This is a genomic window from Streptomyces sp. NPDC043853, assembly GCF_056436025.1.
In genome coordinates this window covers 604366-618780 of the sequence record NZ_JBWKDJ010000003.1, presented here as the reverse complement: position 1 = coordinate 618780, position 14415 = coordinate 604366, and the positions used below count along the sequence as shown (strand labels likewise).

Here is a 14415-nt window from a genome sequence, read left to right as displayed (position 1 = left end):
AACTGGCCATGTCGCCCCGAGTGATCCCTGGCATCGCCGACTTCGTACGCGGTGGGCTGCCCGCCCCGGCAGCCACCGACGACGGCAACCGGTGGGTGGACGGCCGCTGCTGGCTCTACTGCGACCAGCAGTGGACCCGCGTCCTGTGGATCGGCCCCGTCAGCGTCGCCGGCGCGCAGGCCCCGATGTACGCCTGTGGCCCCTGCATCCAGGAGCTCCAGGAGCGGGTCTGGCAGGCGATCCTCCTCAGCGACGAGCCGACTCGCCCGGCGCAACCCGGTCCACATCCCGGCATGGAGGCGCCCTCCGAGCCCAGCGGTGGACGGCACCGCGCGCCGGGACAGCGTCTGCGCAGCCCCTGAACGCAGGCCCCTGATCCCCGCCCCCGTGGTGAAACCCCACGGCCACGGGGGCGGCCCCTCGCAGCACCTGGCACCTCCGCACACCAAAGACTGCCCGCCGGACCCGGCGGGATATCGGTAGAGGAAGGAGCACCAAGTGAAGGACACCAAGCCCAAGCCCTCCGTCGAGGAGGGCCTCCTGGTCGCCGTGGAAGCCCTCGCGAGCGTCCACGACCGGCACGACAGCAACGCCTCCGACCCGGGACAGGGCGGCTCGGGCGACGGCCCCTGGCCCACCGGTGACGGGCTGAACCACGCGGCGTAAGCGCCGCCGGCTCCATGGCGGAGGGGCCGCGGTGCGCGGCCCCTCCGCCTTTCACGTCCCATCCGAGGCAAGGAAAGGGGAACGGTTTATGGAACACCGTCTGGTCCACGCAATCGAAGAGGCGCTGGGGTGGGATGGCCCGGCTCCGCTCGGCACGGAGTTCGCCCGGGGCAGCATCCGCGACACCGAGGTCGTCACCAGGATCCTCACGCCGCAGCGGCTGCTCGACATGGTCATGCGCCGGAGCGTGTCCAACCCGCAGTTCCGGTTCTTCAAGGGCGGGGAGGAGATGCACCCCGACGCGTACCTGAACCGGCAGGTCACACCGCGCGGGCAGGCCATACCGATGGCGGACATGCGCCGCGTCGGCAACCACCTGCGCGACGGCGCAACGCTGGTTCTGGACCAGTCGAACGTCTTCGACCCCACCATGGAAGTGGCGTGCCGGGCGTTGCAGTGGTGGTCACGCGAGAACGTCCAGGCGAACGTCTACCTGACCACGAACGACTCCTCCGGCTTCGACCTTCACTGGGACGACCACGACGTCGTCATCGTCCAGCTCGCCGGCAAAAAGCAGTGGGAAGTGCGCGGCGCCTCCCGTCCGGTGCCGATGTACCGGGACGCCGAGCGGAACAACACGCCCAGCGAGGACATCGTGTGGACCGGCACCATGAAGGCCGGCGACGTCATGCACATCCCACGCGGCTACTGGCACGCCGCCACCCGCGTCGGCCACGGCGACGGCCACAGCACCCACGTGACCTTCGGCTTCGCCAAGCGCACCGCCGTGAGCTGGCTGACCTGGCTGGCCGACTGGTCCCGCCAGGAGGAGATCTTCCGCCACGACCTCAACCGCTGGGACAGCCCCGATCGGCAGCAGGACCAGCAGCAACGGCTGACCGCCGCGGCCTCCCACCTCATCGCCACCCGCGACGCGTCGGAGTTCCTGCGGCGCCGCGAGCAGGAAGCCCCTCCCGGCCGCTACGTCCCCTTCCTGGACATCTTCGGCCCCCTGGAGGCCGCAGTGTGCGTAACCGACTTCCCGCCGGCGATCACGGAGGACGGGGAGACGGTCGTCGTGGAGGCGGCGGGCAAGAAGCTCACCTTCGCGGCCAAGGCCCTGCCCGGCCTCCGCGTGCTCCTGAGCGGGCAACCCGTACGGCTCGACGAGGCCACCCGTGAGGTGGGCGCCGAGGTGGAGTCACTGGCGAAGATCCTGGTGGAGGAGGAACTGTGCGCGAGTCTGACCCCCGAATTGTCCTCGGGCTACACCGGTCTCGTTACGAACGCCGGATCCTGACCAGCGCGCTGGACCTGGGCATCACCGCGATCGACACCAGCTTTAACTACCGAGGCTTCACCGCCCACGCCACACTGGCTGATGTCGCCGGCGATCTCCTGAACCGCTTCACACTCTCCACGAAGGTCGGGTTCTTCCCCGCCGCCGGTCAGGCCGAGCACTCCCTCGACCCTGCCCGTTTGCGAGCGGCCCTGGAACAGACCAACCGTGACCTCGGCCGAGTGCCGGACCTGGTGTTCCTGCACAACCCGGAACGCTCCCTCCCTTCCCCCGCCGCTGCGGCAAGGGACGCCCTCGGGCAGGCATGTGCCACCCTGGCAACAGCCGTGTTGGAGGGCCTGTGCGGTACTTGGGGCATTTCCACCTGGGATCCCCGCCCCCTGCCCGACCTCGTCGACGCCACCCTGCCTAGGCCCGCCGTACTCATGGTCCGTGCCGGTCTCCTCGCCGGCATCGATGTCCTCGAAGCCTCCGAAGCACTCTCAGCCCAGTGGGACATAGCGCCAGAACAGGTCTGGGGGATGAGCCCCTTCGGGGGCGATGCGGCCGACCCCGTGTGGGGACAGCTGGACCCCCGCGTCTTCATCTCAGACGCGGACGACGCCCTCTCCGCCCTCCAGGCCGTGTTCCGCACGGCCTTCTCGCTTCCGGAGGTGGGAAGGATGGCCGTCGGCACGGACAGCCTCACCCACCTCCAGGAGCTGATCGACGCACTCCGGTACGAGCCCGATGTCGGCAGGCTGCGGACGTACCGGCAGATCCTCCGGGAGCGGGCCGACCGTCAGGCGGACTGAAGGTCCGCCGCCACCTGCTCCGCCATCTGGCGGGCGGGTGCGAGGCGCGGGTCCTCGGGGTGCGCGTCCGGGGCAAGGATCTTCGCGCAGACGAACAAGGTCATCAGCTTGCCGTCCCGGCTCTCCAGGTCGTGCCGCCGCTCGTGGCGCACACGCTCGGCGAGATCCGGGACGGCCAGCGAATTGCCCCACAACGAAGCGGCATCCAGCCCGCGCGGGGCCAATCCCCAGTCCTCCCAGTCGAACAGGGAGAACTCCGGCCCGGTCATGTTCGCCCAGTTCAGATCGGCATGCGCCGGCTGCCACTGCCGTACCTCGGTGTCGACACCATCCGGGAGGAAGCGGTGTACCGCCTCCGCCACCCCGCCCTGCGTGATCGTCACGGTGTCGGGAGTCGCCACCCGGCTGGTGCTCTGCTCTGAGAGGGCATCCAGGGAGCGGTTCAGCGCTTCCCACCACGCTTCCGGCAAGAGCGGATCAGCCACCAGCACGCTGTTACCCACTGGAGCGCCGGGCAGCAGGTCAGTCTCGTCAGCACGCCACATCACCGGCTCGTCCCGCTGCCGCCACGCCGCACCCCGTCGCCACTGCGGCATCGCGACGCCATCCAGCAGCGCGGCACACTCAGTGCCGTTCCAGCCCTGGTTTCCGATCTTCTCGAAGCGGCGCCGCTCAACACGAACCCAAGTGTCACGATCCGTCCTGGCGCCGAGTGACCGGCGTTTGCGTACAAGCGTGGCTGGATCCAGCTGCGTTCGAAGCATCCGTTCGACTTCGTCGAGGACGATTTCAGTCGGCTCAACTCGCAAGTCGAAAGCGACGGTAGTTGATGCGGAAGACGGCACTGGACCTCCTTGGCGACTGACCGACGTTAGCAAGTAGCGCGCCCCAGGGAGGCCAAGAGCCATAGGTCTGATGCCGCGGCATACGGGCGTCTGCAGGGCGGACCGCGTTCGTCTTTCTGCGGTGAGCTACCCGACAGAGCGACCCGAGCTCTGGGGCTCGGCACCACTGACCCGCTCCGTCAGTGATCTCGCCATTCGGCCAAGTCCTCTTCATCTCCGTATTGCGTTGCAGGAGCCCTGCGCGCTCCCTACCCTCTTGCCCAACGCGTTGACGGAGACGAGTAGCCAAGGATCACGCGAGCAGAGAGAGCCGCCGGTAGCTGGGAAGGCGGACTCGCGCCCGAGGTGAAGACCCTCCTGAGCGCGGGGAGGAACGGCCGCTCGGCCCAATGCCCCGCCGGTTCGCCCCCGTCATCGGGCTGAATGAGGCTGCTGCCCTCGGATGGCGGCGAAAGTGCGGTGGTACCGCGAGTTCCCTTCTCGCCCGCACTCCCAAGGGATCATGACGACGCCCCTGGAGGGCTGCGATGATCCACACTACGAGCCGCGTTCTGACCTGTGACCTACGCGGCCACATCGACCAGACCGTCTCCGTGTCCGGCTGGGTGAACGCACTCCGGCTGCAGCGCAGGATGCAGTTCGTGATCCTGCGGGACCACTCCGGCATGGTCCAGGTGGCCCACAAGCGCGACGGCGGCCCGCTGGAGGAGCTCCTCGAGTCCCTCACCCCGGAGTCCGCCGTACGGATCACCGGACGCGTCGTCGACGCGCCGCAGGTCAAGCTCGGTGGCTTGGAACTCGTCCCCGAGTCGGTCGGGGTGCTGAACCTGGCGGAGACGCCGCTGCCGATCGACGAGCACACCGGGCCCGAGCACCGGCTCGACTGGCGCTTCCTCGACGTCCGCAAGCGGGAGACCGCGCAGCTGGTGTTCACGGTGCAGACGACCCTGGAGCAGGGCCTGCGCGAGTACGCCATGGAGCATGGCTGTACCGAGATGCACACCCCGAAGCTGATGGGGACCGCCTCGGAGTCCGGGGCGGAAGTGTTCAAGCTCGGGTACTTCGACCGGTCGGCGTACTTGGCGCAGTCGCCGCAGTTCTACAAGCAGATGGCCGTGGCGGCCGGCATCGACCGGGTCTTCGAGATCGGTCCGGTCTTCCGGGCCGAGCCGTCGTTCACATCCCGGCACGCGACCGAGTTCACCGGTGTGGACGTGGAGCTGTCGTGGATCGACGACGTCGAGGACGTGATGGTCTTCGAGGAGCGGATGCTCGCTCACGCTATCGCCAAGGTCGCCGAGGCCCACGGGGAGCGTATCCGCGAGGTCTTCGGGATCGAGGTCGCGGTGCCCGAGACGCCGTTCCCGCGGATCACGATGGCGGAGGCGCAGGAGGTCCTGCGGGCCGGCGGCTGGGACCCGGAGGGGTTGAAGGAGGACCTGGACCCGGACGGCGAGCGTCGGATCGCCGCGCACATGAAGGAGCAGACCGGGCACGAGTTCGCGTTCATCACGCACTACCCGGCGAGCATCCAGCCCTTCTACCACATGCGCCCTGCGGACCGGTCGGACCTGACGCTCAGCTTCGACCTGCTGTGGAAGGGGCTGGAGGTCACCACTGGTGCCCAGCGTGAGCACCGCTCCGACGTGCTGCTGAAGCAGGCGGAGGAGAGGGGCATGAGCACCGAGCCGATGCAGGACTACCTGAACATCTTCCGCTTCGGCTGCCCGCCGCACGGCGGCCTCGGCGCCGGCCTCGGGCGGATCCTGATGGTCATGCTCGGCCTGGACTCCATCCGCGAGGCGGCCTTCCTCTTCCGCGGCCCGAACCGACTCGCCCCCTGACCGGGCGCGATGTGCCGCTGGCCCGCAGCCGACGTGCTGGCGGGCCAGCGGCACGAGCAGATCAGTAGCGACAGGAGAACCAGGAGCCACTCCGGAACTACAAGGAACTAGCTGGCATTAGCCGGTAGACATACTGCCTGCTGACATGCCAGAGTCAGCCCTGCCGCCAGACGACAGGACTGGCGGACAGACTCGGGGAGGAACCATGGAGCAGGAAGCCCAGCAGCAATTCGTGTCGGTGCCCGTACCGAGCCAGTACGTCACGCAGGTTTACGCCTACCTCGCAGAGCTGACCGGAGCCACGACCGTTACTCCCCCCGTCTCCGCGGTTCCGCCGGTTGTTTCCGGGGCGGAGTCGCCGGATGGCGACGCGCTCCCGGTCGTCGAGTGGACCGTAGAGGACTTCCGCAGGCTGGCCATCGAACCCCTGGGCTCGGTGCAGGCCGTTGTGCGCATCCTCGACTTCCTGGCAGAGCAGCCTGACACGCGGGTGAGCTACACCTCCATCGCCAACCACCTGGGCATGGAGAAGAAGAGCCTGCAAGGGAACCTCTCGGCATTCACTCGCGCCGTACGCAAGCACTACAAGCGCCGCAACTGGCCGATGACGTGGGTGGAAGCGCTCACGAACGAGCCCGGGCTCAAGTCGGAGTTCTTCTACACGATGAGCGCATCCGTCGCCGAGCGTTGGACGAGGGCACGCGCTGCCCAGGGCTGACCTGGGTAAAGAAGCGGGGGGAGTGAGATCAACTCGCTCCCCCCGCTGTCTTCTTGTCATCACCTGGCTAGCGACGAGGCCTACCGGGCTGACTTGCAGACGGCGCAGGTGTCGTGGCTGGCGACGCGTTCGGGGCCTGCTGACCAGGGAATGTCACGCCATTGGCAACGGTACGGCGGCGGGCGGCTTCGGCGCGGGGGTTGGGGCTGGGATTGCGGCTGGTGTGCTGGAGGCGGGTGATCAGGACTCGGGCGGGTTGGCGGGCTGTGGCCAGTTCGCGCTGGGCTGCGGCTTCCTTCAGGAGCTGGTGGGGTTGATGGCCTCGGGCTTCGGCGTCAGCCAGGAGGGCGGCGAGGGCGGGCCAGCTGGGGTCGGTGAGAATGCGGTCGGCCTGGTCGGGGACGGCGGCACGTATGTCGTGGGCGAGGGTGCGGCGGCCTTCCTCCCTCGGTCGACGCTGCTCGAGTACGACGAGCGTGGGGGCGAGAGCCTGGTCGGCGGCTGCCTGTAGGTGGTGGAGGGCTTGGCGGGCGGCGTCAGCCTGGTGGGCATGGCCCTTGGCCTCGTGCCAGCGGTTGGCGATGATCCCGGCCCACAGGAGGGCGGCTAGGAGTGCGGCGAGGGCGCTGCCGTCGGGGCCGGTGGCGGTGTGGATGACGTCGCGGGCCGCGTTGCGGATCGCATAGGCGGCGCGGTCTTCGGCTCGGATGTGGGAGCGCTGGGCGCGCGCGAACGCCTTCGAAGCGGCCTGGAGTTCGGTGTGGAGGTGGGTGGGTGCTTTCTGGGCGGTGGCTTCGAGGAGTTCACCAAGGGCGGTGATGTGCGCCTGGGCGTGGGTGTCGTCCGCGAGGTCGGTGCGGAAGGTGTCGAGGGCTTCAGTGGCCTGGTGCCAGGGGGTGGCGGGGCGGTTGCGGCGTGCGGTGGGGTGTTCCTCGGGCTGGTCGGCTTCGAGGCGGGCCTGGATTTTGGGGAGGGTGAGGTCGGGAGCGATCTTCCCGCCGGGGTGGAAGACCTGTTCGCCGTCCTTGTTGAGGTCGCCGGGGCGGCCTGCGGCGTAGCCGAGGAGGTCTCCGGAGGGGCCGCGGCGAGCCTTGATCGCGATGCCGTCGGCTTCGAGGTAGGCGAGAAGTTCCTCGGCGGTGTGGGCGTGGGGGATGGCGGCGCGTATGCGGTCCTGGAGCCATTCGCGGCTGGTCTGTTCCCAGCCGAGGCGCTGGGCCTTGTGCATCTCGGCCTGGGTGGGAGCGCGGGTGCCGGTGCGGTCGCCCTTCCTCAGGCGGCGCAGGCCGTAGTCCTTCTCGATCTCGCGGCAGGCGTCGCCGACGCGGATGCCACTGTCGTGGAGCTTGGGGCGGCGGCCGTCCTCGCGGACGGTAGTGGCGAGGATGTGGATGTGGTCGTCGGCGTGGCGTACGGCGATCCAGCGGCAGGCCAGGTCGTCGCCTTCGGGGGCTATGCCGGCTGCGGCGACGATGCGCTGGGCGATTTCGCCCCACTCGGCGTCGGAGAGGTGACGGTCCTCGGGGGCGGCGCGGACGGGGCAGTGCCAGACGTGGTCGTTGATCTTCTTGCCGAACTCGCTGTTGCGGAGCCGGACGGGTTCGTCGAGGTAGCGGGCGAGCTGGGTGAGAGTGGCGTTCTCGTCGCGACCGGGGTCGGGCATGGCGAGCATGGCGAAGCCGGCCACGATGTGCGGGTCGGTGTGCTCGTCGTGGCGGCCGGGTCCGTAGAGGTAGGCGAGCAGTCCGCGGGTGTTGGCGCCGGAGGGCTTGATGGCGGCGATCACGACGGTCAGGCCTCCTGCGGGTCGGCGGGCTCACGCAGGGCCTCGGCGATCAGGGTGAGCAGGTCGTGGAGCTCGTCAAGGCGCTGGCGTATGTCGGGCGGGGTGAGGTCGCTGTTCAGGGCGCGGGCGATCTGGTTGATGTTGACGCCGATGCGGTTGCACTGGCGCAGGACCTGGGCGCGGAAGACGTGGGTGCGGCGGCGGTCCTCGGACAGGGGCAGGTTGGCGGTGAACCGCCCGTTGATGAACGCGAGGACGATGTCGGCTGCGAAGCCGGATTCGCCCTTGTAGCCGTGCTCGGCGGCGGCCTCCTGGAGGCGGCGGCGTTCGTCGTCGGTGAAGCGCAGTGGGCCGACGCGATCACCGCGCTTGTTGCCGGTGAAGCGGCGGATCGTGGGCTGGACGCTCGTCACCGTCGGCTCGCCGGCGGCGGGCTCGGCGCTGCGTTCGGCGTGGAGGATCTCGCGCTGGACGGCGTGGAGCGTGTCCTCGTCGGGGCCGCCCTCGGACCCGACCTCACGGTCCGGCGCCCCCTGGCGCTGGACCGTCTCTGCCACCCCCGGGGCGGAGATCCCCGAAGGCCGACCTTGAGTCGGACTCGGGGTACTACTGGCTCCGCCAGGAGCCAGTAGTACCCCGAACGCGGTCCGCCAACGGGCGTTCTGCCCAGACTGCTTCGCGACCAGCGAGGGCGTGGAGTCGAGGTCGTTCGGGTCGAGCGTCACAGGGTGCTACTCCGATGCGGGGGGGGGTGACTGGCAATACGGGACAGGTGAGGTCGGCAGGCAGGCACCAGCGGCGTTGCACAGGCTGCGGCGCACGGTCAGAGAGGTGACGACCGGAAGGCTGGCGGTCCCCGGAATGTGCCGGATGGCTGCCCCGTCGGAGGGGACCGTGGTGTGCGGATCGCGGGCTGGGGACCGGGCCAGTGGAGAGGGGACGGGGAACGCGTGGTGATCGACGGGGACCGTGGCTGTCAGACAGCCACGGTCCCGTCCAGCCTTACCGGCGTTGACCTGCGGTGAATATCGGTCAGGATCCGGGCGGGGTTCCGGTCAGGGCTTGCTGCTTGCGGAGGTCCACAAGCTCCTTCTTCACCATCCCCAGGCGCTCGTTGCTGATGGAGTGGCCCTCGCCCTCGATGGCCGACCGCATCTGCTTCAGCGTCGGCTCCCCTTCCAACCTCTCCACAATCGCGAGGAAGTCATCCAGGTCACCGGTTGTCGGGCGGCCGACCTTCCGGGAGGGGACGGCGGGCACTTTGCGGGCACCGGCATCCAGGTCCGGCTCTGCTGCGGCCTCGGCGCCGTTGTCACCGGAATCCTCCGGCTCCTCGCCTGCGGGTGCAGGCGGTCGTCCGACAGATCGCACATCGTCGTTCGGGAGCTGGGCTGCGATCGCCGCAAGGTGGGGGCGGTCGTCCGAGAGGCGTGGGGAGGCGGGTTCGGCGACGTGCTGGTGGATCTGCCGCATGAGTGCGCCGAAGGCCATGAGGGCGGCTGCTGGGGGGATGGCGGCGATCACGTAGTCCAGGAGCGGGACCTGGGTGGTGCCACGTGTGCCGTAGACGCCGGCCACGTTCAGGGCGATGGAGCCGAGGGAGCCGGTGGCGGTCAGGGCGATTGCCCACCAGTCGGTCATGCGACGCAGGCTGGCGCGGAGCATCAGGAGCTCGCCGGACACGATGAACGCGTCCAGGGTGGCGGGCCAGGCCCACTGGCGCTCCGGGGCGTTGCCCAGGCCGTGGCGTCCGGCGACCTCGGCCAGATGGGCGTAGGACAGCCAGAACCCCGCGGCGGTCAGCGCGACGATCATGCATCCGGCGGCAGCCAGAACGTACCGCTCGGCGGCCAGGGCGGTTCTGAGCGTGGGGGTGGGTGTGGTCAAGCGGGTGCACTCCAACGGCTGAGGTGTGGCCACCCGACTGCGGGTGGCCGTGAAGGGTGGAGACTCGTCCCACTCGTCCCGCCGCTGGTCAGGGCAGGTACGGGTGGTCGGCCGATGTCGACCCGACTCGTTGCGTGGGACGGGAAGTCCGGGTCGGGACGGCCTGTGGGACGACTGGGGACGGGTCGGTACGGTGGCCGATCAGCAGGCCGCGCCGAGACCCTCGGAGGGGACTGCGAGCCGCGCCCTAGGTGTTCGGCCAGGTCAGCGGCGCGGTGATGCCGGGTTGACCCGTTGCGGCGTCCTGACCCGTCCCCACACTGACCTGCGCAGGGACGGGTGGGACGAGTTGAGGCGGGTCACGGCCCGGTGGGGGGTGCTGCCTCGTGGGCGGGTTTCTCCGGCGGGCAGTACCGGGTCCAGGCGTCGGTGAACTGCGCGAAGGTGAAGCCCTTGGCCTGGTTGCCGCCGGGGAAGCGGCGGTTGCCAGAGCTGATGCCGTAGTCGGTCAGCAGGGCCCGCAGCTTCAGCGGGGTGAGCCCGGCGGAGCTGATCTCAGCCCATGGCGCCTCAGGGTCGGCATTGAGGAAGTTCAGCAGGTCGGCGGTCCGCAGGGCGGGCGGGTTGCCGACACTGGCGAAGGCTTTGCGGATGTCGGTCAGGATGCGGGTCTTCAGCCCGCCGTCCTGGTCCCGCCCGGACTCGTAGTCCGTCATGGCCTTGCACGCCGTACGGGCGATCATCGGCCAGCGTCCGCCCGCGAGGTCGGCGACGCTGATCAACGGCTCCCAGGTATCGGCGGCGCGGTCGTCGACCGGAAGCGTGGGCTCCAGTGCGAGGGCCTCGTCGCGGACGCTGGCGAGCCAGGCCGCGAGCCGTTCCCGGAGTGCCCTGACCTTCAGATCGTCGCGGCCGTAGCGCCAGGAGGTGACCTTCTCAGCGACGGCGCGTCGGCGCATGCGGATGACCACGGACCGGTCCATGATCGTGTCGGGCAGGTCCCCGATGCCGGCCAGGGCGGCCATGGCGAAGGTGGAGAACTTCTGCACGTCGTGGTTCGGGCCCGAGACGCGCAGGGTGGGGCGGTTGCGCTGGTGGCCCGCGTTGAGCAGGCCGCGCATCTCCTCGTTCTTCTCCGCGACCTTCGCCGACCCGAAGATCGTGTCGACCTCGTCCACCAGCAGCGTGGGCGGATTCGCGTCGCCGATCGAGCGGAAGATCGCCGCCGCAGACGCGTTGACCGTGATCAGCGGATCGTGGACCGCCTCGATCAGGACCTCCAGCAGCCGCGACTTCCCGCACTTCTTCGCCGGTCCGACCACCGCGAGGCGCGGGGCGTGTTGCCACACCGTCTGGAGGTGGGTGGCTGCCGCCCACAGCGTGGCTGCGGTTAGCGCCTCCTCGCTCGGCATGACCACGTAGCGGCAGATCGTGGCCCGCAGCTCGTCCAGGATCCGCTCGCCCTCCGAGGCGTGCGTGAGCGGCTTCGGAGGGACGTCGGCCTCACCAGGGGATTCGATGGCCGCGTCGAGGTCCCCGGCCTGTGCGTCTTGCAGGTGGGCACCAGGCTGGCCGGGGATCGCGACCGCCGGCCAGGTCGCCTTGACAGGTGCGGCAGGGGCCATGGATGTCGTAGGTTCCAAGGGGCAGCTCCTTCTCGTGTGGCCGCGTGCGTGCTGGCCACTCGGGTTGACCGTGTGATCGCGGGTGGGGATGTTGCCGGGGCCTCCGACGTTGGCGCGTCGGGGGCTCACTCGTTTCGCGTGAGCCCTTGGAGGAGCCGGGCGACGACGAACAGTACGTCCGACCCCTGGCACAGTCCAGCGTTTCTGTGTCAGCTCCGCGCAGAATGGTCTGCTACCTTCTCTCGCCCTCAAGCGGCCAGGCCCAACAGGTTCACCAGGTCCGCCGTCACCACGCGGTACGCCTTGCCCAGCCGCAGGACCTTGCACGGATACTCGCCCCGCTTGGCCAGCTCGTAACCCTTGCTCCGCCCGAGACCCAGCGCGCGATTGCTGGTGTCCAGGTCAATGGCCACTGGAAGGGCCAGCACTTCCTCCCGGCTCATCCACTTCGACTGCCCCACGTTCTCGTCGTCGCGCACGCGGCGCTCCTCTCTTCACAGCCCACGGCGAACACGTCATCGCATCCGTCTCCGGGCCTCGAATACCAAGTGTGAAAAAGCTAATGTGTCTCCATGACACAAACTCGATTCGATGATGGAGATGAGGACGACGTTCCCGAATGGGCGGACCGGGTTATGGCCGATGTGGCCCGTGAAGTCCGGCGGCGAAGGAAGGAGATGGGGTGGAGCGCACAGGAGCTGGCCGACAGGTGCGAGGCGATCGGCTTCCCGATCCCGCGCAACGTCATCGCCAACATGGAGTCCGGCCGTCGCGCCGTCCTGCCGCTGGTCGAGGTGATGGTGCTGGCCAAGGCCCTGCACACGCACCCGATCCACCTGATCTACCCCGTCGGGTACATCGCAGAGGTCCAGAAGCTCCCTCTCACCTATCCCGTGAACACGGAGAAGGCGATGCGCTGGTTCGCCGACCTGGACCAGACGTTCACCGCCGGCCCGGCCAACCACTCCATGCTTCACGACCACCTCGCCCATGGCGAAGCGTTGGCCGAGGCTTTGGCCGCGATGAAGGGCGAGGCCCGCCAGCAAGAGGTTGCCGACCAGGCAGCCGACGACAGCGAGCGCGCTCAAGCCCTTCGCGCCCAGGCCGATTTCGCTGAGCGGGCCGCCCGCGCCAAGTACGCACTCCGCAACGTACGCAGAGAGATCTACGCGGAGGGCGGGTACCTCCCCGACCTTCCGACCACACTCACCGACGTCGACCCCGACGAAGGCTACGAAAGGAACACCGTTTGAAGGGCTCCACCTACCGCCGCTGCTCCTGCCGCGACCCCAAGACCGGTAAGGAACTCGGCACTTCCTGCCCCAAGCGCAACAGCAGGAACCACTGCACCTACTCCATACGCCAGGAGCTGCCTTTCCGCGAGGACGGCAGCCGGCGTTCGTTCGCCCGTGGCGGGTACACCAACGTCAAGGCGGCACAGGCCGACCTCGACCACGTGCGCGCTCTCCTCGGGCTCGCCAAGGCCGACGACCCCGAAGGAATCCAGCTCGTCGCCGAGATGCTGGCGGAGGTCAGCGGCGAGAAGCTGCCCCTGCCGGACGTGGAGGAGACGCGGCGGCGACTCAAGGCCGGCCAGGACCTCGTCGGGAGTCTGACCGTCGCCGAGTGGCTGGACCGGTGGCTGGCGGGCAAGCGGATCCGGAAGTCGGGCATCAGCCGGTACGAGACCGACATCCGCGTGCACCTCAAGCCTCACATCGGGCACCGGCGCCTCGACCGGCTGCGCGTAAGCCACCTGAGCGAGATGTTCACGGCCATCGCCGACGGCAACGCGGAGGTCCTGGAGCAGAACGCCCAGCGGCGGGCTGCCGTGGAGGAGTTGGCGACGATCCCGTGGAAGGGGGCCGAGAACCGTGCTCGCCGGAAGGCACTGAAAGCGGCGCTCGACGCGATGCCGGCCTTCCGCCGAGTCACCGGCCCCGCCACCCGCCAGCATGTGAAGGCGACGCTCCGCGCGTCCCTGAACGAAGCGATCGGGCAACAGATCATCACGTTCAACCCGGCGGCCCACGTCGAGATCGACCCAGTGCGCAAGCCCAAGGCCCTCGTGTGGACCGACGAGCGGGTCGCCAAGTGGGAGCAGAACGGTGAGAAGCCGTCCCCCGTGATGGTCTGGACGCCGGAACAGACCGGCGCCTTCCTCGACTTCGTCGCCGGCGACCGGCTGTACGCGATGTGGCACCTGATCGCGTTCCGCGGTTTGCGCCGTGGTGAGGCGTGCGGGCAGCCCTGGTCGGAGACCAACCTCGACCGGCACTCCCTCACCGTGACCGGCCAGCTGGTACAGGCCGGCTGGGACGTTGAGGCGTCCGAGCCGAAGACCGATAGCGGCTTCCGCGTCGTGGCGCTCGACGACGACACCGTCGGCGTCCTGGAGCGGCACCGCAAGCAGCAGGAAGCCGACCGCTTGGAGTGGGGGTCGGCCTGGGTGAACACCGGGCTCGTCTTCACCCAGGAGAACGGCTCCTGGCTGCACCCGGGCAAGGTGACCGATCTCTTCGAACGGCTCGTGGCAGCCTCCGGGCTGCCGCCGATCCGGCTGCACGACCTCCGGCACGGCGCTGCGACGCTCATGCTGGCTGCCGACATCGACATCAAGATCGTGTCGGACACGCTCGGGCACAGCGACACCCGGATCACGCGCGACATCTACCAGAGCGTGCTCCCCCACGTCGGCAAGAGCGCCGCCGAGGCCACCGCGAAGCTGGTTCCCCTTCAGCGCAAGGCCGAGCAGGAAGCGCAGGCCAGCAAGGCCGCCAAGGAGGCCAAGCGCGCCGCGAAGGCGAAGGCCAAGGGGAAGAAGAAGGCCAAAGCCAAGAAGGCCGCCAAGAAGGGCTGACGGCCCCTCCGCTCACGCATCGCTCACGCACGCAAACCTGCGCCACCCCAGCCGCGTGTCCCGCCATGCCCCGAGCAACAGAAAACCCCA

The 14415-nt window shown here is 69.1% G+C and carries 14 protein-coding genes; 8 read left to right on the top strand and 6 right to left on the bottom strand.

Annotation, left to right across the window (positions count from 1 at the left end; genetic code table 11):
• Positions 1–8 precede the first annotated feature (8 nt).
• The 4 genes from AC067U_RS11670 to AC067U_RS11655 all read left to right on the top strand — a co-directional run bounded on the left by AC067U_RS11670 (position 9) and on the right by AC067U_RS11655 (position 2760).
• A complete protein-coding gene (locus AC067U_RS11670; protein WP_478829450.1) occupies positions 9–362 on the top strand; it encodes a hypothetical protein in 354 nt (117 codons plus the stop codon).
• Positions 363–498: 136 nt separating this feature from the next.
• Positions 499–666, top strand: a complete 168-nt coding sequence (locus tag AC067U_RS11665; protein WP_478829449.1) for a hypothetical protein — start codon at positions 499–501, stop codon at positions 664–666.
• Positions 667–754: 88 nt separating this feature from the next.
• A complete protein-coding gene (locus AC067U_RS11660; RefSeq protein ID WP_478829448.1) occupies positions 755–1966 on the top strand; it encodes a JmjC domain-containing protein in 1212 nt (403 codons plus the stop codon).
• Positions 1900–2760 (top strand): aldo/keto reductase, encoded by an 861-nt coding sequence (locus AC067U_RS11655; protein ID WP_478829447.1) that lies wholly within the window; start codon positions 1900–1902, stop codon positions 2758–2760. The genes AC067U_RS11660 and AC067U_RS11655 overlap by 67 nt, the downstream gene beginning before the upstream one ends.
• Here the strand turns inward: AC067U_RS11655 and AC067U_RS11650 are convergent.
• Positions 2748–3605, bottom strand: a complete 858-nt coding sequence (locus AC067U_RS11650; RefSeq protein WP_478829446.1) for a hypothetical protein — start codon at positions 3603–3605, stop codon at positions 2748–2750. The two genes, AC067U_RS11655 and AC067U_RS11650, sit on opposite strands and share 13 nt — an antisense overlap.
• A gap of 527 nt (positions 3606–4132) precedes the next feature.
• Here AC067U_RS11650 and aspS point away from each other — a divergent pair.
• Together aspS and AC067U_RS11640 are read left to right on the top strand one after the other, a co-directional pair.
• Positions 4133–5449, top strand: a complete 1317-nt coding sequence (aspS, locus tag AC067U_RS11645) for an aspartate--tRNA(Asn) ligase (RefSeq protein ID WP_478829445.1) — start codon at positions 4133–4135, stop codon at positions 5447–5449.
• A gap of 205 nt (positions 5450–5654) precedes the next feature.
• Positions 5655–6167 (top strand): hypothetical protein, encoded by a 513-nt coding sequence (locus AC067U_RS11640; RefSeq protein WP_478829444.1) that lies wholly within the window; start codon positions 5655–5657, stop codon positions 6165–6167.
• A 67-nt stretch (positions 6168–6234) separates the two neighbouring features.
• Here AC067U_RS11640 and AC067U_RS11635 read toward each other — a convergent pair whose 3' ends face one another.
• The 5 genes from AC067U_RS11635 to AC067U_RS11615 all read right to left on the bottom strand — a co-directional run bounded on the left by AC067U_RS11635 (position 6235) and on the right by AC067U_RS11615 (position 11908).
• Positions 6235–7953, bottom strand: coding sequence for a relaxase/mobilization nuclease domain-containing protein (locus AC067U_RS11635; RefSeq protein ID WP_478829443.1), 1719 nt, complete (start codon positions 7951–7953; stop codon positions 6235–6237).
• 5 nt (positions 7954–7958) lie between these two features.
• Positions 7959–8510 (bottom strand): MobC family plasmid mobilization relaxosome protein, encoded by a 552-nt coding sequence (locus tag AC067U_RS11630; RefSeq protein WP_478829442.1) that lies wholly within the window; start codon positions 8508–8510, stop codon positions 7959–7961.
• Between the two features lie 475 nt (positions 8511–8985).
• Entirely contained in the window at positions 8986–9840 is an 855-nt protein-coding gene (locus tag AC067U_RS11625) for a DUF2637 domain-containing protein (protein WP_478829441.1), read from the bottom strand.
• A gap of 359 nt (positions 9841–10199) precedes the next feature.
• Positions 10200–11483, bottom strand: coding sequence for a DUF3631 domain-containing protein (locus tag AC067U_RS11620; RefSeq protein WP_478829440.1), 1284 nt, complete (start codon positions 11481–11483; stop codon positions 10200–10202).
• Between the two features lie 230 nt (positions 11484–11713).
• The gene (locus AC067U_RS11615) at positions 11714–11908 is read right to left on the bottom strand and encodes a hypothetical protein (protein ID WP_401169985.1); all 195 of its coding nucleotides are present in this window, start codon (positions 11906–11908) and stop codon (positions 11714–11716) included.
• A gap of 129 nt (positions 11909–12037) precedes the next feature.
• Between AC067U_RS11615 and AC067U_RS11610 the strand changes: the two genes are divergently transcribed.
• A complete protein-coding gene (locus AC067U_RS11610) occupies positions 12038–12718 on the top strand; it encodes a helix-turn-helix domain-containing protein (protein ID WP_478829439.1) in 681 nt (226 codons plus the stop codon).
• The gene (locus tag AC067U_RS11605; RefSeq protein WP_478829438.1) at positions 12715–14325 is read left to right on the top strand and encodes a tyrosine-type recombinase/integrase; all 1611 of its coding nucleotides are present in this window, start codon (positions 12715–12717) and stop codon (positions 14323–14325) included. Before AC067U_RS11610 ends, AC067U_RS11605 begins: the two co-directional genes overlap by 4 nt.
• Positions 14326–14415 lie beyond the last annotated feature (90 nt).

Excerpts from the sequence above, each read along its gene's own strand:
- AC067U_RS11670 (WP_478829450.1), top strand. The coding sequence starts at position 9 with ATGTCGCCCCGAGTGATCCCTGGCATCGCCGACTTCGTACGCGGTGGG.
- aspS (WP_478829445.1), top strand. The coding sequence starts at position 4,133 with ATGATCCACACTACGAGCCGCGTTCTGACCTGTGACCTACGCGGCCAC.
- AC067U_RS11660 (WP_478829448.1), top strand. The coding sequence starts at position 755 with ATGGAACACCGTCTGGTCCACGCAATCGAAGAGGCGCTGGGGTGGGAT.
- AC067U_RS11640 (WP_478829444.1), top strand. The coding sequence starts at position 5,655 with ATGGAGCAGGAAGCCCAGCAGCAATTCGTGTCGGTGCCCGTACCGAGC.
- AC067U_RS11610 (WP_478829439.1), top strand. The coding sequence starts at position 12,038 with ATGACACAAACTCGATTCGATGATGGAGATGAGGACGACGTTCCCGAA.
- AC067U_RS11615 (WP_401169985.1), bottom strand. The coding sequence starts at position 11,908 with ATGAGCCGGGAGGAAGTGCTGGCCCTTCCAGTGGCCATTGACCTGGAC.